This window comes from Marinobacter shunpengi (assembly GCF_045449715.1).
Taxonomy (GTDB): Bacteria; Pseudomonadota; Gammaproteobacteria; order Pseudomonadales; family Oleiphilaceae; genus Marinobacter.
Genome location: NZ_JBJJLA010000009.1, coordinates 71,234 through 93,683, shown reverse-complemented (window position 1 = coordinate 93,683; position 22,450 = coordinate 71,234). Strand labels below are relative to the sequence as shown.

The 22,450-nt window shown below is 62.3% G+C and carries 18 protein-coding genes; 9 read left to right on the top strand and 9 right to left on the bottom strand.

Annotation, left to right across the window (positions count from 1 at the left end):
• The first annotated feature begins 82 nt into the window (after window positions 1-82).
• The gene (locus ACJO3T_RS03445; RefSeq protein WP_406966087.1) at window positions 83-1,216 is read left to right on the top strand and encodes a glutathione S-transferase family protein; all 1,134 of its coding nucleotides are present in this window, start codon (window positions 83-85) and stop codon (window positions 1,214-1,216) included.
• A gap of 97 nt (window positions 1,217-1,313) precedes the next feature.
• On the opposite strand, the gene ACJO3T_RS03440 is transcribed toward ACJO3T_RS03445, so the two are convergent.
• The 3 genes from ACJO3T_RS03440 to ACJO3T_RS03430 all read right to left on the bottom strand — a co-directional run bounded on the left by ACJO3T_RS03440 (window position 1,314) and on the right by ACJO3T_RS03430 (window position 5,347).
• Entirely contained in the window at window positions 1,314-2,303 is a 990-nt protein-coding gene (locus tag ACJO3T_RS03440) for an adenosine deaminase (protein WP_406977775.1), read from the bottom strand.
• 65 nt (window positions 2,304-2,368) lie between these two features.
• Window positions 2,369-4,369, bottom strand: a complete 2,001-nt coding sequence (locus tag ACJO3T_RS03435) for a methyl-accepting chemotaxis protein (RefSeq protein WP_406977774.1) — start codon at window positions 4,367-4,369, stop codon at window positions 2,369-2,371.
• Window positions 4,370-4,570: 201 nt separating this feature from the next.
• A complete protein-coding gene (locus ACJO3T_RS03430) occupies window positions 4,571-5,347 on the bottom strand; it encodes a secretin (protein ID WP_406966091.1) in 777 nt (258 codons plus the stop codon).
• Window positions 5,348-5,730: 383 nt separating this feature from the next.
• Between ACJO3T_RS03430 and ACJO3T_RS03425 the strand changes: the two genes are divergently transcribed.
• The gene (locus tag ACJO3T_RS03425) at window positions 5,731-6,807 is read left to right on the top strand and encodes a 3-deoxy-7-phosphoheptulonate synthase (RefSeq protein WP_406977772.1); all 1,077 of its coding nucleotides are present in this window, start codon (window positions 5,731-5,733) and stop codon (window positions 6,805-6,807) included.
• A gap of 27 nt (window positions 6,808-6,834) precedes the next feature.
• On the opposite strand, the gene ACJO3T_RS03420 is transcribed toward ACJO3T_RS03425, so the two are convergent.
• Window positions 6,835-7,497, bottom strand: a complete 663-nt coding sequence (locus ACJO3T_RS03420) for a LysE family translocator (protein ID WP_406977771.1) — start codon at window positions 7,495-7,497, stop codon at window positions 6,835-6,837.
• A 138-nt stretch (window positions 7,498-7,635) separates the two neighbouring features.
• Between ACJO3T_RS03420 and ACJO3T_RS03415 the strand changes: the two genes are divergently transcribed.
• Entirely contained in the window at window positions 7,636-9,081 is a 1,446-nt protein-coding gene (locus ACJO3T_RS03415) for a dihydrolipoyl dehydrogenase (protein ID WP_406977770.1), read from the top strand.
• Between the two features lie 72 nt (window positions 9,082-9,153).
• Here ACJO3T_RS03415 and ACJO3T_RS03410 read toward each other — a convergent pair whose 3' ends face one another.
• On the bottom strand, window positions 9,154-9,429 hold the full coding sequence (locus tag ACJO3T_RS03410) for a DUF2061 domain-containing protein (protein ID WP_406966095.1): 276 nt from the start codon (window positions 9,427-9,429) through the stop codon (window positions 9,154-9,156).
• A 264-nt stretch (window positions 9,430-9,693) separates the two neighbouring features.
• Here ACJO3T_RS03410 and ACJO3T_RS03405 point away from each other — a divergent pair, with 264 nt between their 5' ends.
• From ACJO3T_RS03405 to ACJO3T_RS03390, 4 genes are all read left to right on the top strand, one after another.
• On the top strand, window positions 9,694-10,167 hold the full coding sequence (locus ACJO3T_RS03405; protein WP_406977768.1) for a Dps family protein: 474 nt from the start codon (window positions 9,694-9,696) through the stop codon (window positions 10,165-10,167).
• Window positions 10,168-10,447: 280 nt separating this feature from the next.
• The gene (locus ACJO3T_RS03400; protein WP_406977767.1) at window positions 10,448-11,983 is read left to right on the top strand and encodes a choice-of-anchor I family protein; all 1,536 of its coding nucleotides are present in this window, start codon (window positions 10,448-10,450) and stop codon (window positions 11,981-11,983) included.
• A gap of 386 nt (window positions 11,984-12,369) precedes the next feature.
• A complete protein-coding gene (locus ACJO3T_RS03395) occupies window positions 12,370-13,026 on the top strand; it encodes a YccT family protein (RefSeq protein ID WP_406977766.1) in 657 nt (218 codons plus the stop codon).
• A 38-nt stretch (window positions 13,027-13,064) separates the two neighbouring features.
• Window positions 13,065-14,000 carry a porin gene (locus ACJO3T_RS03390; RefSeq protein ID WP_406966101.1) on the top strand — a complete coding sequence of 312 codons (936 nt, stop codon included), beginning with the start codon at window positions 13,065-13,067 and terminating at the stop codon, window positions 13,998-14,000.
• Between the two features lie 88 nt (window positions 14,001-14,088).
• Here the strand turns inward: ACJO3T_RS03390 and ACJO3T_RS03385 are convergent, their stop codons facing one another.
• Entirely contained in the window at window positions 14,089-15,255 is a 1,167-nt protein-coding gene (locus ACJO3T_RS03385; RefSeq protein WP_406966102.1) for an NAD(P)/FAD-dependent oxidoreductase, read from the bottom strand.
• Between the two features lie 216 nt (window positions 15,256-15,471).
• Entirely contained in the window at window positions 15,472-16,767 is a 1,296-nt protein-coding gene (locus tag ACJO3T_RS03380; RefSeq protein ID WP_406977765.1) for an MgtC/SapB family protein, read from the bottom strand.
• A 126-nt stretch (window positions 16,768-16,893) separates the two neighbouring features.
• Between ACJO3T_RS03380 and ACJO3T_RS03375 the strand changes: the two genes are divergently transcribed.
• Entirely contained in the window at window positions 16,894-17,964 is a 1,071-nt protein-coding gene (locus ACJO3T_RS03375; RefSeq protein ID WP_406977764.1) for a beta-N-acetylglucosaminidase domain-containing protein, read from the top strand.
• Window positions 17,965-17,973: 9 nt separating this feature from the next.
• Here the strand turns inward: ACJO3T_RS03375 and ACJO3T_RS03370 are convergent, their stop codons facing one another.
• Entirely contained in the window at window positions 17,974-18,975 is a 1,002-nt protein-coding gene (locus ACJO3T_RS03370) for a ChaN family lipoprotein (protein ID WP_406977763.1), read from the bottom strand.
• Window positions 18,976-19,085: 110 nt separating this feature from the next.
• Complete coding sequence (locus tag ACJO3T_RS03365) at window positions 19,086-20,315, bottom strand: hypothetical protein (protein WP_406977762.1); 1,230 nt, start codon at window positions 20,313-20,315, stop codon at window positions 19,086-19,088.
• A gap of 87 nt (window positions 20,316-20,402) precedes the next feature.
• On the opposite strand from ACJO3T_RS03365, the gene ACJO3T_RS03360 reads away from it, so the two are divergent.
• Window positions 20,403-22,373, top strand: coding sequence for a CASTOR/POLLUX-related putative ion channel (locus tag ACJO3T_RS03360; protein ID WP_406966108.1), 1,971 nt, complete (start codon window positions 20,403-20,405; stop codon window positions 22,371-22,373).
• Window positions 22,374-22,450 lie beyond the last annotated feature (77 nt).

Below are 22,450 nucleotides of genomic sequence, written 5' to 3'. Positions count from 1 at the left end.
GGTGGGCCGGTAGCAGGATTCTTTCACCTGCGCCGGCTGCCGGCCCGCGATTCCCGACAGGAACAGGAGGTCAGGACAACGCATGCCCAGCCAGGAAACACCCCAACGTCTCTACGGTGTACCCCATTCCCTGTACACCGGAATCGCCCGCTGCTACCTGAGGACCCAGGGCATTCCCTACACTGAGATTCCCACGTCCCACCCGGACTTTGCCGAACGCATCATGCCCGTTATCCAGCGCAGCATCATTCCGGTACTGGAAACGCCGGAGGGGGAGGTTGTCCAGGACAGCCTGGATATCATCGACCACTTCGAGCAGCAGGGCGTGCGTTATTCCGCCTATCCCCAGGGGCTCTTGCAACGGGTGCTGGCGGTGATCATCGCGTACTACGGTACCCAGGCGATGCTGCCCCACGCCATGCATTACCGCTGGACCTACCGGGACGACCAGGAGGGCTTCCTGCGGGACCAGTTTGCGGCGGGCTCCGGCGAGGCCCTGGCGGACAAGATCATGTCGCGGATGAACTCCTACCTGCCGCAACTGGGGGTGAATGATCACACCATTCCCGAGATCGAGGCTTCCTACGAGCAGTTGCTGGACACCCTGAACGTGCATTTCGCGGAGCACCCGTACCTGTTCGGCGGGCGTCCGTCCATCGCCGACTACGGCCTGATCGGCCCCATGTTCGCCCACCTGGGCCGGGACCCGGTGCCCGGCAATATCATGAAGACGCGGGCGCCCAAGGTGTTCCGCTGGGTGGAGCGGATGACCGCGCCGGGTCTGGATACCCCCGAGTTCCCGGGTTACGGCGACGACTTCCTGGCGGACGACGCCATCCCGGAAACCCTGGAGCCGCTGTTGCGCCAGATTGCCGATGAGATCTTCCCGATGCTGACGGACAAGCTGGCGTTCATGGACGGCCTGATCCAGGAGCAGCAACCGGAAGATGGCCAGCCGGTATCACCGAAGCCTCACCAGCGCTATGTGGGCGCGGTGGAAACCTCCTTCCGGGGCGTACCGGTGCAGGCGGGCATCCAGCCCTATCTGGTCTATGTGCTGCGCAAGGCGGATGAGGCGCTGGCAACGGCGCCGGGCGAGGACCAGCGGCGGGTGCACGAGGCGCTGGCCGACCGGGGCCTGGCCGGCGCGCTGCCCGGGGAGCGGGGCTACAGTGTCGACCGGCGCAACCACATCGAAGTTTGGGAACGCCGCTGAGGCCCCTGGCCGGTGTTGCCAGCCCTTGATGTGGAACCACCACATCGGCGGACTGGCGCCTTGGCCAGGGGCCTCAGTGCCTGGCCGGGACTGACTGTTACACCGCCAGTTCAGTGAGCAGGGCCTGGCGGCGTGCCTCCGGCATGAAGGCCGCCTCCAGGGCGTTGCGGGCCAGTTGGCGGAAGGTCTCCTGGCCCCAGCCGAAGGCGCTGTGGCAGGCCCGGTAGTTGTCCAGTACACCACCGCCGAAGTAGGCGGGGTCATCGGAATTGATGGTCAGGGTCAGGCCGGCCGCCAGCAGGCGCGGCAGCGGGTGGTCGGTCATCCGCTCCACCACCTTGAGGCGCACGTTGGACAGGGGGCAGACCGTCAGGGGGACGCGTTCCTCCTTCAGTCGCCGGACCAGGCCCGGGTCTTCCAGGCAGCGCACACCGTGGTCCACCCGGATCACCTGCAGGTCATCCAGGGCGCCTTGGATGTACTCCGGCGGGCCTTCCTCGCCGGCATGGGCCACACCCGGAATGCCCAACTCCCGGGCCCGGCGGAACACTTCTGCAAAGGGCCCGGGCGGGTAGCCCATTTCAGCACTGTCCAGCCCCACCGCATCGATACGATCCAGCCAGGGCTGTGCCTGCTCCAGCACCTCGGCGGCACTGGCCACCGGTTCATCCCGCAGGAAGCTCAGGATCAGCCCGGTACTGAGGTCCAGTTCCCTTTCCGCCTCATCCATCGCGCCGAGCAGCCCCTCCATCTGCACATCAAGACCGATACCCCGCTTAAGGTGGGCCTGGGGATCGAAGGACAGGTCCACGTGCACCACGCCTTCCGAGGCCGCCCGGCGGAAGTAGTCCATGGCCAGGTCATGGAAGTCCCGGGGTGTCTGCAGTACCGCCATGCCCTGGTAGTACAGGTCCAGGAAGGATTGCAGGTCGCTGAAATCGTACGCCGCCCGCACTTCCTCCACGGACTGGTAGGGCAGGTCGACGCCATTGCGCCGGGCCAGCCCGAACATCAGCTCCGGTTCCAGGGAACCCTCGATGTGCAGGTGCAGTTCGGCCTTGGGCAGGGCCTTGAGGAAGGTGTCCATGATGGTCTCCGCAAATTGACTATTCTGGCAGCCACGGTTCCGGCTGTCATCGCGTTCCGGGTTTATCAGGTGGCGTAGCGGCCGGACAGTTCTCGCAGTTCCTCCGCCAGTGCCGCCTGGTCACGGGTCACCTGGTTGATCTCCCGGGAGCCGGCCAGGGTCTGCTGGGAGGCTTCCCGGACACTGTCCATGCCACGGGCGATGTCCTGGGTCACCGCTTCCTGTTCCTCCGCAGCGGTGGCGATCTGGCTCGCCATGCCGGAGATCCGGGCCACGTCGCCGTTGATGGCGGCAAAGGTGTCGGCCAGCTCGCCGGCCTGCCGGGCGGTATCCAGGGCCTGTTGGTGACTGGTCCCCATGGCCTGGTGGGCGTTGTCGGCAATATTCCGGAAACGGGTAATGATGTCTTCGATCTCCACCGTGGATTCGTGGGTCTGGCGGGCCAGCGTCCTGACCTCATCGGCCACCACCGAGAAGCCGCGACCGTGTTCCCCGGCCCGGGCCGCCTCGATGGCGGCGTTCAGGGCCAGCAGGTTGGTCTGATCGGCCACTTTCCTGATCATGTCCACCATGTTTGTGATCTCCAGGCTGGCGGTGCGCAGGTCTTCCATGGTGCCGCTCACCAACTGGATGGACGCCGCCAGTTGCTTCACCTGGGCCAGGCTCTGTTGCACCACCGTCTGCCCCCGCTGGTTGCGCTCGGTGGCGGTATTCGCGGCGGTGGCCACGTCCTGGGTATTGCTCGAGATCTCGGCGGACGTGGCCGCCATCTGCTCGATGGCTGTCGCCGCCTGTTCCACTTCCCCTTGCTGGCGGCTGACCCGGTCCACGGCCTGGTTCGCCGTGGTGCTGGTCTGCTCGGTGGCACTGGCCAGTTGTACGCTGGCCTGGTCGATCCGGGTGATGGCCTCCCCGAAGGTTGCCAGCAACCGGTTGAGGGCGTGGCCGATACGTCCCATTTCATCCCGGCTGGTCACTGTGGTGCGGACACCCAGGGTGCGCTGTTCGGTGACGGTATCGATATCGGTGAGCAGGGTACGGACCTGTCGGCTGATACTGCGCATAAGCAGCAGGGCAACGGCAGCAAAGATCACCACGGCAATGACCGTAATTACCAGCAATTGCCGCTGCCCGGCCTTGGCCGTGGCCAGGCTTTGCGACGCCTGGGCGGCCATGGTGGTGACAACGTCGTTCTTGAGGGCGTAGAACTGGTCGATGCGGGCCGTGGCCAGGTCGAACCATTCGATACCGGCCATGCCGATGTACCCGAATTCCGACGACACCAGCTGCTCCCGCTGGCCAACAAAGGCCTGTGCCTCGTCGGAGGCGGCAAGATCCTTTAGGCGGCGGTCGGTTTCCGGTCCCAGCAGGTCACCGGTGGTTTCCAGCAGGGCCAGCTGTCTCCCGGCCAACTGGCTCAGGGCGGCGTAGGCCGCAAAGTCCGTCATGCCGGAGCGGATAATGGCGGCACCGGCGGCGCGTTCCCGGCCGGCCCATTCCGCGGCCATGGTCAGGGCGTGGTAACCGCTGAGCGTACGGCTGAGTCGCCCGTCGTGGATCCGGGCCAGGATGTCAGGGGTTATTCCGATCATGTCCATGATGATGGCGGAGTAGCGACCCGTCGCCTCGGGAATGGTCAGGCTGTTGCTGTCTGCCGCGCTGCGAAGCCCCGGCAGGCCGGCAAGCTCTGCCTGCACCGACTCCAGGCGCTCGCGGGTGGGGCTATCGGTTGGCAACAGCTCGATCAATGATGACCGTTCCTGCCGGAATGCCGCCAGTTGCTGGTCGGTGATCGCGCGCTGCTCCGCCAGACGTTCCACCGCGCGGGAATCGCTGCCACCGGAGGCCAGCATCAGGGCTGTGAGGCCCCGTTCCTTCTGCAGGTGTTCGATCAGGGGATCGGCGGCCTGGGTGATGGCCACCCGGTCCAGCAGGGCCCGGGTATTGTCCACCCTGACCGAGCTGGACCAGAAGGCCGACAGGGAAAACCAGAGGATGGCCACCAGGGCCGGAAGGATAAGCAGCAGTAGCTTTCCACGCATGGAAAGATGGTTCAGCCAGGACAAGGTTACCTCCATAACACGGTGACAACGCTCCAGGATGGAGCACAACCTGTGTCGCCTTGCTTCTGCGCCTTGTCCTGGTGCGTCTGTGGAGCGAGGGGATCCGCGACGAACCGGGGACAGGCGTGCCCCGGCGATGAGGCCGGGGCGAAAGAGCGACTCGCAAGGTAGGAGGCTAAGCAGTCATCGTGCCAGGTGGCTGCTTCAGAGGATGTCGACTTTCACTTCAAATTGCTGGTTTTCCTGGCGACTGCCGCCAACCTGGTAGGTGATGCCGGACTGCTGGCCCTGCTGGGTGGTTTCGGTGCCGCCCACGTCGACCCATTCACCGGGGGCGACCCGGCGCTGGGTGACTACCGCGTCGGTTTCATAGCCGTCCATGCCGGAGTCCGGCATGTTCTCGAAGGCGGTGATGCTGAGCTCCACCTGCTGGTCGGAAATGCGCTGGGGGGTGACGATAAAGCCACTGCGGATATCCACCTGCTGGTAGATGGCCGCCGGGTTGCGCCCGCCCCGGATGGCCAGCGGCAGGGTACGTACCTGGCCGGAGCTGATATGGGCGGATTGTCCGTCCTGTACCACCACGTTCCGTTCCTGGCGACTCTGGGTGCTGATGGTCCGGCTCTCACCCTGGATGGTGACCACGTTGCCGTGGCCGGTACTGACACCGCCGCCGGAGCGTTTGCCCTGGACCTGACCGCCGCTGCGGACAGTGATGCGTAGCTGTACCGGTGCCACGTCCATGGTCTGGATAAGCTGTCCGATCTCATCCAGCACCTCCGGGTCGCCACGGGTAACCAGTTGGCTGCCCTGGGCGGCCATGGTCAGTTCGCTCTCCGGGTAGAGGGACCTGAGCTGGTCCGCCACCTCCCGGGCCGGCCGGTTTTCGAGGGTGAAGGTGCGGTTCTCGGGCGCCGCCAGCACCAGGGCGGGCAACAGGGTCAGAAGCAGGATCAGGATTCGGGCAGGAGCACTGGCCATGGACATCTCCGCAGAAAATTGTAGGCAGCGGTTGCAAACCGGGAAAGCCGGGGAGTATATTGTTGATCATGAATACGACTAATGCACCCTGTCAATTGCACGCATCTCATCAACGGAGTGTCACGACACACTTCGGAGACAGCGCCCTGACACGCTTCGCGAATGCGACGGCGGGTGTTTCCGTGTTCTTCTGGTGGTTTTTTGGTTATGGCTTTTATTTTAGCCAGAGCCGAGGCCGCCTGTAGCACACGCAAGACAGATTCAGGAAAAGGCAGCCCGGCACCGACCCCAGGCTGCCACCGGACAAAAAAGCCCCGACTGGTAGCCTCCCAGCCGGGGCTTTTTCGTTTCCAACTGGCAAAAACGAGAAGGATTTGAACAACATGAACATGCCGCTGGAAGTCCGGACGACACAGGAGGCCAATCCCGTGGAAGCACCTGCGGATCCGCAACCCGATCCGTCGGGGAAAACCGCCACACCCTTGCCCACACCCGCCACATTGCGCCGGGACATTCCGGTGCCGGACTACCTGGCGTCCCAGATCGATCAACACCGCCAGGAGATCCGCGCCATTCTCAATGGTGACGACGACCGCCTGCTGATGGTGGTGGGGCCCTGTTCCATCCACGATGAAGTGGCCGCCCTGGAATATGGCGAGAAGCTGGCGGCGCTGGCGGACGAGGTCAGCGATCGCATGCTGATCGTCATGCGGGCCTACCTGGAGAAACCCCGTACCACCGTGGGCTGGAAGGGCCTGTTATACGACCCGGAGCGCACCGGCGAGGGCAACCTGGGCGAGGGGCTGGTGCGCTCCCGCCGGCTGCTGGTGAACCTGGCCCACCTGGGGCTGCCCCTGGCGACGGAGGCACTCAGCCCCCTGGCCATGGACTACCTGGACGACCTGGTGAGCTGGACCGCCATCGGCGCCCGCACCACCGAATCCCAGATCCATCGGGAACTGGTCAGCGGCCTGCCCATGCCCACCGGCTTCAAGAATGGCACCGACGGCTCTGTCGGTGTGGCGGTCAACGCCATGAAGTCCGCCGCCCACGGCCACCACCGGCTGGGTTTCGATGCCCATGGGCAGCCGTCGATGATCACCACCCGGGGGAATCGCGATACCCACCTGGTACTCCGGGGCGGGCGCGGTATCACCAACTACGATGCCGACAGCATTGGTACAGCCGTGGAGACCCTGACCGCCGCCGGTGTCCGTACCGCGGTGATGGTGGATTGCAGCCATGACAATGCCTGCAAGCAGCCGGAGCGGCAGCCGGGCATCGCCCGCGAGGTGGTGGCTCAGCGCCAGGCCGGTAACCGGGCCATCAAGGGCCTGATGATCGAGAGTTTCCTGCAGCAGGGCCGGCAGGACGATGGCGACGAGCTGGCCTACGGCCTGTCCATCACCGACCCCTGCCTGGGCTGGGACGAGACGGAAGCCCTGTTGCGGTCGCTCTGACCGCCCGGGCTGCCGTGGAGTGATTTGCTAGTTCCGGGCTGGGGTGCTGTCACCGCTATCACCGGATATGGTGGAGAACAGCAATTGCCCCGCCAGGACCAGCAGGACGCCGCCCATCAGCCGGTCCAGCCAGTGACCGAAGCGGTCAAACGCCCTCCGCATCCGGGGCAGGGTGAAGAACACCGCCACCCCGGCAAACCATAGGCCGGTGACGATGGCCATATAGAGCCCGTAGCCTGCCTGCACGGCAACCGGCGTACCGGGGCTGATTACCACGGAAAACAGCGACACGAAGAACAGCGTGGCCTTGGGATTCAGGGTATTGGTCAGGAAACCCAGCCGGAAGGCCGCCGGCCCGGATTGCGTCTTCACACCATGGGTGTCCACATGAACACCTCCCGCCCTTGATCTCAGACACTGTATCGCAATCCAGGTCAGGTAGAGTGCACCAATGACTTTAAGGATCGTAAACAGGGTCAGGGACTGCTGGATCAGCAGGCCGATGCCGAGCAGTGAGTAGGTTACGTGCACCAGGATGGCCAGGCCGATTCCCACGGCCGTCAGCAGCGCATTGCGGCGGCTCTGGCAGAGCGCCTGGCGCAGCATGATGGCAAAGTCGGGCCCCGGGCTGGCGACCGCCAGCAGGTGAACAATGGCAACGGTTGCAAATTCGGCCCAGTAGGCAGACACATTTCACCCCGCGTTTGAATTCCGGAAAAGTGGGCAGCATAGAGGTAAATATCGGTTTTCGCCACAGAACGGGGTTGAGTGGGCCGCCGTGCCAGCTATGTTTATAGGCGGGATCGTAGTCCAGACAGGAGAACGCCAGTGGTCAAACGCAGCAAGGTTGAAGTCGCCATCCTGGGGGCCGGCACGGCGGGCATGGGAGCCTATCGGGCGGCCCGCAAGCACACCGACAGCCTGGCCCTGATCGAAGGCGCCCACTATGGCACCACTTGTGCCCGGGTGGGGTGTATGCCCAGCAAGTTGCTGATCGCGGCAGCGGAGGCGGCCCAGGATACACGCCACGCGGACCTGTTCGGGGTTCGCACCGGCGGGGTTACCATCGATGGCCCGGCGGTGATGAAGCGGGTGCGGGCGGAGCGCGACCGCTTCGTCGGTTTCGTGCTGGAGGCGGTGGAGGGCTTCCCGGAAGCCCATCGTTTCCGGGGCCATGCCCGCTTCCTGTCTCCCCATCGCCTGCGGGTGGGTGATAACCATGAGATCGAGGCGGACCGGATTGTGATCGCCACCGGCTCCCGTCCCAATATCCCCGGCTTCCTGAAGGCGGCGGAAAACCGGCTGGTGGTGAATGATGACATTTTCGAGTGGCAGGACCTGCCGGACTCCGTGGCCGTGTTCGGTCCCGGGGTGATCGGACTGGAGCTGGGTCAGGCCCTGAGCCGTCTGGGGGTACGGGTACGGATGTTCGGTGCCGGCGGCGCCATCGGCCCGATCCAGGATCCGGAGATCCGCCAGTGTGCGCTGGACACCTTTAACGACGAATTTCCCCTGAACCCGGATGCCGACACCCGCAAGATCGAACACCGGCCGGATGGCGTGGCCATCACCTTTGTTGACGGGGACGGGGACGTGGTCACGGAAACCTTCGATTACCTGCTGGCGGCCACCGGTCGGCGGCCCAATATCGACGGGCTCGATATCCAGAACGCCGACCTGGAACTGGACGACCGGGGCACCCCGGTGTTCGATCGTTACACCCTTCGTTGTGGCGACAGCCATATCTTTATTGCCGGTGACGTCAACAACGAGCTGCCACTGCTGCACGAGGCGGCGGACGAGGGGCGTATTGCCGGAAATAACGCAGGACAGTACCCGGAGGTGAGGGCCGGGTTCCGCCGGGTACCGCTGTCCGTGGTGTTCACAGACCCGCAGATCGCCACCGTGGGCAAGACCATCCAGCAGGTGGACAAGGACTGTCGCGGTTGTTTCGCCGTAGGGTCCGTATCCTTCGAAGGCCAGGGGCGTAGTCGGGTGATCGGTCGCAACAGGGGGCTGCTACGGGTCTATGGCGAGCATGGCACCGGCCTGTTCATGGGGGCGGAGATGTTCTGCCCGGCGGCGGAGCATATCGGCCACCTTCTGGCCTGGGCGGCGCAGCAACGCATGACCGTGTCCGCGATGCTGGACATGCCGTTCTACCATCCGGTAATCGAAGAGGGCGTGCGGACCGCGCTCCGGGACCTGAACCGCCGGCTGAGCATGGGCCCTGAGGTGGTGGAGAATTGCCTGGATTGCGGACCGGGAGGCTGATCGGCGGGCATGAAAAAGCCGGCGACGGAGCGCCGGCAAACCTGGGGCCGCCACATTTCGGGGTAGGAAGGGTCAGGCCGTGGTCACGCCCTGGTGATCATACCCGGAGGGTTGCGCCTGGCGACACTGTGCCCTGCTGGCCCAGATTTTCTCATGGAAGAAGTAGGCCACGGTGTTGATCGCCGGCTCAACCATCGCGATCAGGCTGCCGATCAGGATATCACCGGTCAGTACAAAGGCGACGGTGAACGCCACGGTGAAGTGTGTGATGGCGAAGGTGATGGTCTTGGTCAGGGAGTTGTCACCCTCCCGACCGTGGTCGTGGAAAAACAGCTTCAGAGCACTCATGGCCAGCTCCCGCCTGATGATTGAACACACTCCCATTGAAAGACAACGGATAATCACTGTTAAGTAAATTAATTCTTGGAGCCTGATAGTGTGAGGTAATTGATTCGAGGCGACCTGGGTGAAGTTATGGTTTATCGGTGCTCTTTCGCCCATTGTCAAAACCTATCAAAGGTATTGTAAGACTCTGCTTTTGCAGGAAAAACCGCTGGGGTATATTGAACGTAATCAAGTGAGACAATCACCAAGGATCAAGGAGTTAACTCTATGGGTACAAATTTCATCGGCCTCGACACAGCCAAGACGGAAAAGCTGGCGGCGACACTCAACGAACTGCTGTCGAATTACCAGATCTTCTACATGAACGTGCGCGGCTACCACTGGAATATCAAGGGCGACAACTTTTTCGAACTGCACGCCAAGTTCGAGGAGCTGTACGACGACCTGCTGCTGAAGATTGACGAGATTGCCGAGCGGATCCTGACGTTGGGGCATCGTCCCGCCCACGCCTACAGTACCTACATTGAGAAATCGGACGTTCCCGAGCGCAAGGATGTCTCCGATGGCAAGGAGGCGGTGGAGAATATCGTGGAAAGTTTTGCCAAGCTGATTGGCAAGCAGCGGGAACTGCTGTCACTGGCCGGTGATGCCGATGACGAGGGCACCGTTGCCCTGATGAGCGACTACATTTCCCAGCAGGAAAAGACCGTCTGGATGTATCGCAGTTACCTGGGCGAGTAAGTCGGGTTCCCGAACTTCCCTTTCGCAACACCCCTTCCCTGGCGGCCATTCGGCCGCCTTTTTTCTGACATGAATCTGCAGCCTTGTTGACCCTCTCCTGTCACATTTGGTGAATATCCTTGCCGGATCTACATATCTGAAAAGGCGATAGTTTATGGTTTTCAGGGCGTATCTGGTTTGCGGGTTTCTGGCGGCGACGGTGGGAATGTCGGGTTGCGCGAGCGATAAGGCGTCGCATCCGACGGGGTCTGTTGACGGAGGCCGGACAATCGAACTGGAAATGCTCGGAACCTGGCAGTCCGGGGGCGATGTCTTTGATGAATCCGCCGCTGAGATCGTGGCCCATGACCCCATGAATCAGCGTCTGTTTGTTGTCAACGCCAACGACAAGACCGTGGATGTGCTGGATCTGCGGGACCCCGCCCACCTGACCCGGGTAGCCACCATCGATGCGACCAGGGAGGGCGGCGCCGCAAACAGCGTCGCGGTAAGGAATGGACTGGTTGCGGTGGCTATTGAAGCCTCTGACAAACAGGCTAACGGCAAGGTGGTTTTCTATGATGCCGATACCCTGGGCAAGCTTGGCGAGGTGAAGGTCGGCGCACTCACCGACATGCTGACCTTTACACCGGACGGCACGAAAGTGCTGGTCGCCAATGAGGGCGAGCCCAATGACGCCTACGACGTTGACCCGGAAGGATCGGTCAGCGTGATCGATCTCTCCGGCGGCGTGGCCTCGGCCCGGGTCGACACGGCTGACTTTCGGGGATTCGATGGCCGGGAGGAAGAACTCCGCCGTCGGGGCGTCCGTATTTTCGGGCCGGCGGCCCGGGCATCACAGGATATGGAACCGGAATACATTGCGGTCTCCCCGGACGGTGACCATGCCTGGGTTACGCTGCAGGAAAACAACGCTATCGGGGTATTGGACATCAACAGCGCCAGTATCGTCGACGTGATTCCTCTTGGCTTCAAGGATCACAGCCTGCCGGGCAATGAACTGGATGCCAGTAACCGGGACAACGGCATTGATATCCGCAACTGGCCAGTCAGGGGGATGTACCTGCCGGATGCCCTGGCCAGCTACAGCATCCAGGGAAAGACCTATTACATCACCGCCAATGAGGGCGACTCGAGGGATTATGACGGATTCGGTGAGGAATACCGCGTTGGTGACCTGCGCCTCAAGGATGGCGTATTTCCGGAGGGTATCCAGGACGATGCCCGGCTGGGCCGACTGAAGGTGACATCAACGCTTGGTGTGGCCAACGGCTGTCAGCCTTCAGACCCCGCGACCGACGTCGAGGCGGACTGCGTTTTCGATGAACTCTACGCCTATGGTGGCCGCTCATTCTCGATCTGGTCCGAGGATGGTGACCAGTTGTATGACAGCGGCAGCGAGTTTGAACGGATTACGGCGGAACGGTTGCCCAACGGTTTCAACAGCACCAATGACGAGAATGCCTTCGATAACCGGTCCGACGACAAGGGGCCGGAACCCGAGGCCGTGACCATCGGTACGATCGACGGACGGGTCTATGCCTTCATTGGTCTGGAGCGCGTGGGCGGACTGATGGTTTATGACGTGACCGATCCGGAGCACCCGGCGTTTGTCCAGTACATGAATAACCGTGATTTCGGGGCGACGGACGAACAACTGAAGGAGGGTCATGCCGGAGATCTGGGGCCGGAAGGGCTCGCCTTCATAGCGGAGTCGGACAGCCCCACCGGACATCCGATGCTGGCGGTTGGCAATGAAGTCAGTGGTACCACAACCCTGTATGGAATCCGGTTGATGAATCAGGATGAACGCTGATTATTTCGAAGTGATATCCCTGTAAATCCTGATTCATAGAAAGACCATGGCCGGAGAGTATTATTCTCCGGCTTTTTTGCCATTATTCTTTCATTTCACGTTATTTTGCATTTCGAGATGTTTATTTAATTTATCTGTAACTTTGGTTTTTAATAATGAAGTTGAAGTTTTGGTGTCGGGCTTGTGATTGCGTCTTTCTGCAGTAAAGAACGGCTTTTGGCAACTCCGAGCGACTTCAGAATGTGATTATTTGAGTTGACTTTGTTTCCGGAGCTATGCTCCGGATTTTTTTGGGCACATGTCCTTTTTATGATGAAATAATTCGTTAATAAACAGTGTATATGATCTCTCGAGATTGAGTTATTTCCTGACTGGCGTAAGTATTGATGTCTTATTGTTCAAGGTTTTTTCCGGCAACGTTATTCACCTTTATTTTAGTTTTTGTCGCGCCTGTTTATGCCGACGTGACGCTTCGCCTCGGTGAGGGCGTGGAGCTAAAGGCCATTAATGGCGGGCTTTCTGGGCGAGAAGGGCGTGAGCTTTCCCTCCGGAATGGTCCCAGTCAGATCCTTGTCGAGTATACGACGGAACTTGGCCGTAATGACGACGACAGCGTTCTCGATACATCGGATGCTTTCGTGATTATTTTCAATTCCGAAGACCAGTATTTGACCCTTGAGGCCCCGGATATATCCACCCGTCACGAAATGAGGGCGTTCAATGATTCTGCCAGATGGATTTTGAAGGATGCCGATGGTAACCCTAACCCGTTCAAATCCGATGTTCTGGATAAGGATGGTTTTCAGTTTGCCAGGAATTATGAACAGGAATTGTCTGATTATAATCGGGCCGGCTCTGGGTCGGCTGCTATTGTCGGCCTGAAAGGTAGCGATAACCGGTTTTTTGATAACCCTGATCGTAACGATGAATTTCCAGTGGCTCGGGACCAGGAAATGGTGAGGGAAATGCTTCGCTATTGGTACTTGAAAGCCGATGAGAATACTAAGCGTGAGATGAAGCGCTGGATTAATTCCAGCGATTAAATAAACCGACGTACCCAAACCAAATGGAGTATCAATAAATGAAGAAACTTCTCCTGGCTGTCGCTGTGACTGCCGCCGCCGGTTCCGCTAACGCCGTCACCGTATACGAGAATGATGGCTTCACCTACAAGCTCAATGGCGACCTTCAGGTTCAGCTGCGTCGGGACATCGGCGAAGACGAGAGCGAATACGTTGATTTCGACGACCTGGAGCTGAAGAACTATTTCAGCTACGACCTGAACAACGACATGACCGCCTTTGGTCGTGTGGATTTTGATTTCAAGGACGAGGCCAACGGCAAGGATAACGTTACCCCCCTGGAGGAAGCCTATGTCGGTATCCGCTACGGTGTAACCTCATTCTCCTTCGGTAAGCAGAACTTTGCTTCCGATGAGTTCGGTGTCGAGGAAGCCTACGAGGCGCCGCTGGATGAAGATCAGTTTGATGCGGTAGGCACTGATGGCGATGACACCTTCCGTGTCGACGTGGAGCTGGAGAACATCTACCTGGTATCCAGTTATGAACTGGAAGCTGAGGACAAAGGTGGCATTGAAGGTGAATTCTTCGACATTTTTGCCTTTACCGACATTGCCGGGCTGAAACTGGGCGGCGGTTACCAGAAGCACACCCCGCTGGGTGGCGATTCACTGGATACCTGGGGTCTGAGCGCCGGTTACGATTTTGGTATCTTCGGGCTTGCTGCGGACTACAGTGTCACTGATGACGGCAACACGGATCTGGATACCGAACTGTACAACATTGCCGCCACCCTTGATGTAACCAACACCACTGGCGTCGCTATCGGTATGCAGAACCAGGAACAGGATGAAGCCGATGACGTAACAGCCTGGTATGCCAACGTCACGTACAAGTTCCCGACCCAGAAGAACGTCAGCGTGTTTGCCGAAATCGCCGACAATGATATCGACGACACCGACCTGGGCATGCTGGCCGGTATGCGGGTGAAGTTCTGATCGTTGGAGTCATCCAACGTTCTTGCATGAAACGTGCGATTTGAGTTGACGACACTTCGCCGGGCCCCGTGGCCCGGCTTTTTCGTTTTCAGGCCGGTCGCCAGTAGGCGGTTTCCCGACCGGCGACGGTGGGTTGGGGCAGGTCCAGGGGCGGCACCTGCTGGTGGAGGAACCAGCGTTCCGCCACCACCCGGCGGGTGAACCAGTGGGATTTCATCAGGCTGGCGGCCAGGGGCATCTTGACCCAGTCGGGGACCTGTACCGGCGTGTCCCGGTGCATGGACCGGGTGCCGAAACGCCTGGCGATGGCCTCGCCGTAGGGTTGCAGGCTGCGGGCGGAGAGGTCGGGTTCCGAGCGAATCACGTTGGCGGCCATCAGCGCCGATTCCACCGCCGGGCGGATACCCTCGCCGCTCTGATTGAAGGCCAGGCCGGCGGCATCCCCAAGCAGCATGACGCCGTCGTCCACCAGCGGTCGTTCGGCGTGGTCGTAGAGCAGGTAGGCGTGGTCCTTGAACTGGCCGGGCAGGTTATCAGGTATACGGCCCTGGGCCTGCATATGGGTGACAAAGCGCTCCAGGTGTCGGGATAGCCCGCGGGAGTCCTCCCGTCCCAGCCCCACGTTCAGGTGGTTGCCCTTGCGAAAGATCCAGGCGTATCCCTTCAGGTCACGGCAGAACCACAGCTCCGGGCGGTCGCCCCGGGCATTGCAGGTGTTGGCCTGTTCCGGGGTCATCCCGAACTCCATCTCCCGGGCGCTGACCACGGTCTCGTGGCTGCCGGGGCCGGCTCCCAGGTATCGTGCCACCGGACAGGCATGGCCCCCGGCGCCAATAAGCAGTGGGGTTTCCCAGCGTTCGTTGATTGCCCAGTTGCCGTTGGCCTGGCGCAGGGAACTGATGGGCATGCCCAGTGCCTGGTCGGTGTGGGCCCGGCTGAGCAGGTAGTGGTCAAACTCACTGCGGCGCACGCCATAGCTGACGTTTTCACCATGGTCGTTCTCCACCGCCCGGTGGCCGATCATGCCGATGCGGAAACCGCGGATGGGTTCCAGCAGGTGGTCCCGACCGTAGTCGGTGGGATCGATCTGGAGGGCATCGAACACAGCGGGGGTGACCCAGCCGGCACAACTCTTGTCCCTGGGGAAGTGGGCCTGGTCGATCAGCAGGATACGTTTGCCGGTATTCTGCAGGGCCCACGCCAGGGTGGAGCCCGCCGGCCCGCCACCCACGATGATCAGGTCGTAGTAGTCCATCAGTGGGACCCCGTCCACGCCAGGCACAATAGCGACATCGGATCTGCTCCGGTATAGGAGCCCCTGAACAGGCAAGGTGTTGTTCAGAGGTTCCTTTATTCTTGTTGGTTATGTTCGGCGGCCCGGAGATCGGTTTATTCCCGCGCACGCCGATGCCTGAACAGTATAGAAAATGATCGCCGTTTGTCACCTGTTACCTGATGGCCGGGTACGGCTTCACCCTCCTCCCAACCGACTGAACCAGGCGACAACCAGTCCGGTGGCAAGGGACAGGGCCATGGGGGCGCCTACCTGCCAGCCCAGGCGACGGGTGCCGATGGTAGCCGCCATGATGGATTTGACCAGATTGTTCACCGAGGCGGCGATCACGATGCCCAGGACAGCGGTGCCAGCGGCAATGCTGCCGAGGGACATGCGGGTCAGGGACAGGGTGATGGCATCCACGTCGGTAATCCCCGAGGTGGCGGCCAGCACGTAGATGCCCAGGTTTCCCAGCCATTGTCGCAGCCACTCCCCGAGCACCAGGATAACCGTCAGCAGGACCCCGAAAACCAGCGCGAATTTCAGGTCCAGCGGGTTCTGGTTCAGCTCCGGCTGGGCCACTCGGATATGGTGGCGGTGCCGCACCCAGATCACCCCGGCGCAGGCATAGAGCACCACTGCCATGGCGGTGACCGGCCACACCAGTGCGGGCAACAGGGCGCGGTTGATAATGGCGCCGTAGATCAGGATACGGGGGAACATCGTGCCGCAGGCGATCAGGATGCCAGCCGCGTACATGGGCGTCAGGGTATCGGACAGGCGGGACTGGCGGGAGAAATGCAGGGTCAGGGCGGTGGACGAGCTCAGGCCGGCGAACAGGCTGGTAAATAGGATGCCCTTCTCGGCGCCGCCCACGCGGATGGCGAAATAGCCCACGAAGGAGACCGAGGCAATCAGCACCACCATCCACCAGATCTGGTAGGGGTTGAGGACCTCCCCCGGGCCCATGCCCTGGTCCGGCAGCAGGGGCAGCATGACCACGGTGATCAGCAGCAGTTTCAGGGCGGCGCCCAGTTCGTGGGACTGGAGACGCCTGAGGATCCCGTGGATCTCCTCCTTGTTGTCCAGGATGATGGCGGTAATAACGGCGGAAGCGGCCGCCACGGCCATGTCCACGGCCACCACCATGGCGCCGAAACAGAAGGTCAGCAACAGGCCGACGATGCCGGTGATGCTGTAGTCACCGCTTGTGGGGGCCCGGGCGCGGTAGGACACCAGGTTCAGGCCCACCAGGCCGAGGAACATTACCGGGAAGGCCCAGGCCGTCAGGGCCTGATTCAGCAACGCGGCAATGGCACCCAGCAGGCCGACCAGGGCATGGGTACGGATGCCGGCAATACGTTCCCCGGGTTCCCGGTGGCGGGCTTCCCAGCCCCGTTCCAGTCCGATCAGAGCCCCCAGCAGCAGCGCGACGGCGAGTTGGATGGCCACCTGGTTGCTGTCGAGGAATGCAGTTGCGAGTTCGTCCATTTTTTCTGCTTGTCCAATGGCATAGACAGTGTGTGGTACTGTTACTGGCAGTATAGCGGCTGTATCGGTCGCCTGAACGCTGCCCGATACGCGGAACGGGACGGCACGAATACCACGAGGACAGCCATGACCCTGCCGGATCTCGGTATTATCGAAGGTTTCTATGGCCCATTGTGGACCATGGACGAGCGACGGGCCCTGGTACGCCAGCTCGGGGCCCATGGCTATGGTTTCTATCTGTATGCCCCCAAGGCGGACCCTTACCTGCGGCGCCGCTGGGAGCAGGACCATCCGGAGCACCTGGCCCGGGAACTGGCGGCGTTCGCCGGCTTCTGTCGGGAGCAGGGGGTGCGCTTCGGCATCGGCCTGAGTCCGTTCGAGATTTTCAACCGGTTCGACGATGGGGCCCGTCAGGCGCTGGCCCGCAAGCTGGCGTTCCTGGACGGCATGGGCATCGATGAGCTGGCCATCCTGTTCGATGACATGCACAGCGACACCCCGGACCTGGCCCGTACCCAGGCGGAGATCATGCATTGGGTCATGGCCCATTCCGGGGCAAACCGGTTCATCATGTGCCCCAGCTACTATTCCGACGACCCGGTGCTGGACCGGGTGTTCGGCCAGCGCCCGGACGATTACCTGGAGGTGCTGGGGGAGACGCTGGATCCCGCCGTGGATGTGTTCTGGACCGGTGAGGAGGTCTGTTCCCGGGAAATTTCTCCCGGCCACCTGCGCCGGGTGGCAGGTCAGCTCCGCCGCAAGCCGCTGCTGTGGGACAACTACCCGGTCAACGACGGTGACCGCATGTCCCGGCATCTGCACCTGCGCGGGTTCACCGGGCGCCCGGCCGCCAATGCCGGGGAGATTGCCGGCCACGCCATCAACCCCGCCCTGCAACCCACGCTGACCGCCATCCCGGCCCTGACCCTGGCGCAAAGCTACGGCCAGGGAGAAGACTACTGTTATGGTGAGGCCTTCAGGACCGCCGCCCGGGAGGTGGTCGGACCTGACCTGGCGGAGCAACTGCTGGCGGACCTGCTGGTGCTCCAGGACGCAGGCCTTCACCGTATCAGCGAGGAGCGGATGGCCAGCCTGACGGCCGCCTACGGTGAGGCGGAACACCCGGCGGCCCGGGAAATCCTGCGCTGGCTCGCTGGGGAGTACCAGGTGACCGATGAGATGGTGCAGACCCAGTAGGTTGTTCGGCTAGTCGCAGGTCAGTTCACGGGCCCGGCCGAAACGCTCCATCATCGCTGCCTGTTCCCGTTCCCCGTCCCGGTACCGGACCGGCAGGGGCCAGAGATCGTAGCGGAAGTCGCCAGCGGCGATGGCCGGCAGGGGCTCCAGAGATCCATCGTCCACGGGCATGTACGGGGTAATTACCCGGATATCCAGCTCCGGGGCCTGTTGTTCCAGCACGGCTACCAGGCCCTGGCGACCCTCGCTGTGGAAGGCGCCGGCCACCATCAGTACCTGGTGGTCCGGGTGGGTTGCCAGGGCCTCCAGGATCCGGTCGGCCATGGTGCTGTCCCGCAGCAGTTGCGCCTGGTAGGTGTTGTCCAGTCGCCGCTTCCCTTCTTCCGTCGATTCCCCATGGCCGCTGTGCCCCAGGGTGTCCATGAACCGTTCCCGGTAGCCCGGCACCTCGGGAAAGGGCTGTTCCGGCAGGGCGTCACGTTCCGTTTCCGGCAGGGTGTCCAGGTAGGACGCACCCTCCCGCCCGACACAGCGCACCACGCCGGATGGCGCATTGGCGGCGACCACCGGCAGGTCATGGCGACGGGCGAACTCCACCAGGGGGCGGTACGACGCCTGGTAGTTCTCCCAGGCAGCAGCGTCCTCCATCATTTCCTCCTCGCCCAGTTTCCCCGCCAGATACTGATCAAGATGGGCCTGGTGGTCCAGGTTGAAGGCTTCCAGGGCCAGGATCTGGTCAGGGTTGCGGTGGTACAGGGCCGCCTGCAGGCGGGCCTCGAGAAGGTGGGCGCCCTGGTGGCCATGGAGCTCCCCGATCACGACCACATCGGCATGGTCCAGACGAGAGGCCAGCCCGGGAGTGGTCAGGGGCTGGCCCGAGGCGTCCGCCAGGCGGGTGTCATAGAACGTCGCCGGTGGTGTATCGGGCGGCGAGTGGTGCACGGCGCAGCCGGCGAGGAAAGCGGCAGCAGCAATGCAGGACAGCTTGGTCAGCGGAAATGGCAGGCTCATGGGTGGCAACCGGGCTGGTCAGGGTTTGCGGCCATGTTACGTAAACGGGCCGGTCCGGCGCCAGTATACGAGGCAGGTGGCGTGTCCGCGATGGTCCACTGAGGGGACGTTTACAGCGGCCAGTGAAGTTGCAGGTTGCCACCCCCGAAGCCTGCGGTGTGCAGGTAGAACGTCGGGTTGATGGTCAGCACGGCGTTATCGGAAGCCGATAGCTGGATGTCGATCGGCAAGGCCAGTTTGCCGAGAAAACCGGAGTGCTGGAGGTCTTTTTCCTGTTCGAAGGATTGCCGGATGTCCGGTGCGCTGAGGTAGAGCCCCGGGCTGATGACGGTGTTGGGGGCGGCCTGTACGGAGAATTCGCCGAACAGGGTGGGTTCCCGCCGGCGGATGTCCCCTTCGTCGTCCAGGGCCCGGCCGAAGAAGCCGTTTTCATCCAGTCGCACGTAGGCCAGGCCGACGGTTGGCGTCAGTCGGTGGCTGGTCAGGGTGGCGGAGCCGAGGGCCTCCAGGTGGTCCCGGTCAAAGCCCGCCGGGCGATTCCCGTCGTCTCCCTGCAACTGGTATTCGCGCCGGGTGCGTTCGCCCTCTAGGTGCAGTTCCAGCAGCCAGTCGCCCTGGTGTTGCCGGTGGGTGAGGGCCGCCCGGAGGCTTTCGTTGTCCACGGTCAGGTCTTCCTGGCGGCTGATGAACCGTGATTCCGGGGACAGGCTCAGGGACAGGGTGGTGCCGCCCATGTTGCCGGCTCCCTGCCGGTGCCATTGCAGGAAGAAGGTCTGCGGTTTGTCCTCGAAGGCATCCTGGGTGTCGGTCTTGTCGTTGAAATAGGCGTCCGGGAGTATCCAGCTGGCGTGGATCCAGCTATCGTCGGTCAGGTGGTGACGGGCGCTGAAGTACACATCCGCTTCCGACTTGTCCGAGAAGACGTCACCCTGCAGCCAGATTTCCGAATGGTCGCCCAGGTTCTGGCGGAACCCGATCAGTTGCCGGTCGTAGGCGCCGTCCAGGTCCTCGCTGCGCTGGATGTCCAGCAGGAAGCCATTACGGCCCTCCCGGAACCCGAAGTCCTGGCGGAATCGGAAATCATAATACAGGCGGTCACTGCTGACGCTGCCTGCGGTACCGCGAATGCCATCGTCCGTGACGCCGGGGGTGGCTAACCGGTGGCGGAAGGTCAGTTCGTGGAGGAAGCGTTCCTTGTCGTAGGTCTCGTCCCGACCCATGACCACGGCATCCGCACGCCAGGGCTGGGGCACATGGGCGGTGTCGGCAACCGTGGCCGTCGCCAGTGTAAGGCCCAGGCAGGCCGTCATCAGGTTGGTATGCCGGTACAGTCCGGACATGATGGTCGCTCACCTCCAGGATGAACTTTCAACTATGCTAGGAGCCAACATGACATTGCGCAAACGAACTGTCACAGAAGGGCGTCCATGCTTCCATTTCGCATAGTTGATCGGATCAAGTTTGTGGTTGAGCGCCAACTGGTGAAGGGCGCCGGTTTCCAGCTTCTGGTGGTGGCCGCGTTTATCGCAACCATCTCCCTGGTTGGGGGGATTCTGGTGGCGCCTCTGGACGGGGAGTTCGACCATGTGGGCAATGCCATCTGGTGGGCGTTCCTGAGGCTGACCGATCCAGGCTACCTGGGCGACGACGTGGGGGCCTGGCAGCGGTTCGTTTCCACGTTGCTGACGGTCAGTGGCTACGTGGTGTTCATGGGTACCCTGGTGGCCATCCTGACCCGCTGGCTGATTGCGCGGATGAACGAGCTGGAGCGGGGATTGACGCCGGTCACCCTGAAGAACCATATCGTGGTGCTGGGCTGGACCAGTCAGACCCTGCCGCTGCTTTCCGAACTGCTGGGCTCCACCGGCCGCATGCGCCGGTTCCTGGAGAAACACGACACCTCACGGCTGAACCTGGTGGTGTTGACCGAGGAAGCCAGCGCCGCACAGGTTCATGAACTGCGGACCGAACCGGGTATCGGGGCCCGGGCCCGCCAGGTGATCCTGCGGTCCGGTCTGCCGATCCAGCCGGACGCGCTGCACCGAGTGGCCTGCCTGGATGCGGCGGCCGTGATCGTGCCCAGTTCCGCCCACGAGGCCACCAGCCTGCTGACCGCCGACGTGGAGACCGTCAAGGCACTGTTGTCCATTTCCGCCCAGGCCCGCCACTACCGTACCGGGCTGCCCTTCGTTGTCGCTGAGCTGCAGGACATCCGCAAGCTGCCAGTGGTGGAGCGGGCCTACCCGGGGCCTGTCGAGGTGGTGGCCGGTGACGCCACCATCAGCCGGCTGATGGTTCAGAACCTGCTCCATCCCGGTCTGTCGGAGGTCTACAACGAACTGCTGGCCGGTGAAGACGGCAACGAGCTCTATATCCGCAGTGGCGACTCGGTGGGCGGGCTGACACTGGGGGAGCTGGCGGCGCAGCGCCCCGCTGTTATCGTGCTGGGTATCCTCAAACCGGACGGGGCGGGCTGGCAGGTGAACCTGCTGGCGCCCTCTGACACCCGGATTGGCGCCGATGACCGGGTCGTGCTCATGGCCCGCACCTACAGCGAGACCGAACCCGACAGTCGTCAGGAACCCCTGCCGGTCATCCCCCGGGCAACAGCGACCCCCCGGGCGTATCCAGTGACCGGCAGCCAGCACCGGGTGCTGGTACTGGGCTGGAACCGCCGGGTGCCCAGCCTGGTGGCGGAGTTGTCCAGCTACCCGGGCAAGGGCTTCGAGGTGGAGGTGGTATCGGTGGTGCCGGTGGCCGAGCGGGAGCGGGCCATTGACCGGTACTGCGGGCCGGAATTCTTCGTGCCCTGCCGGCATATCGAAGCGGACTACATGGTGGAGGAAGAGCTGCGCCGCATGACTCCGGCACGGTATGACAGTATCGTTCTGGTCAGCAGCGACCGGTTGACCTCCGGCGAGGAGGCGGACGCCAGGGCCATGGTGGGTTACCTGCAACTGGAGGACATTCTGCAGGAAAGTCAGCGCCGGCCCCAGCTCATCATGGAGCTGAGCGATCCGGATAACCGCCAGCTTCTCTATGGCCACCAGAGCGAGATGATGATCAGCTCCATGATCCTCAGTCATGTGCTGGCCCAGGTGGCCCTGAGGCGGGAGCTGCGTGCCGTGCTGGACGAACTGTTTACGGCCGGCGGTGCCGAGATCCAGTTCCGGGACCCGGACGACTATCCGCTGCCGGCCAGTGCGGATTTCCATGTGCTCGAGAAGACCCTGGCGAGCGGGGGCGAGGTGGCGCTGGGGGTATATCGTGCCCGGGCCGACGACAGGGGCCACCGGTTACAGCTGAATCCGCCCCGGCGGGAGTACCTGGAGTTGAAACCGGGAGACCGGTTGGTGGTGTTGACTCATACCGCCGACAGCGGCGGTGGCGCCTTGTAAGTCAGGGGGTTATGGTGAATGATGTGGTATTCACCAAAAAAATGCCGGAAATAGATAATATAAATTTCAATTATGCG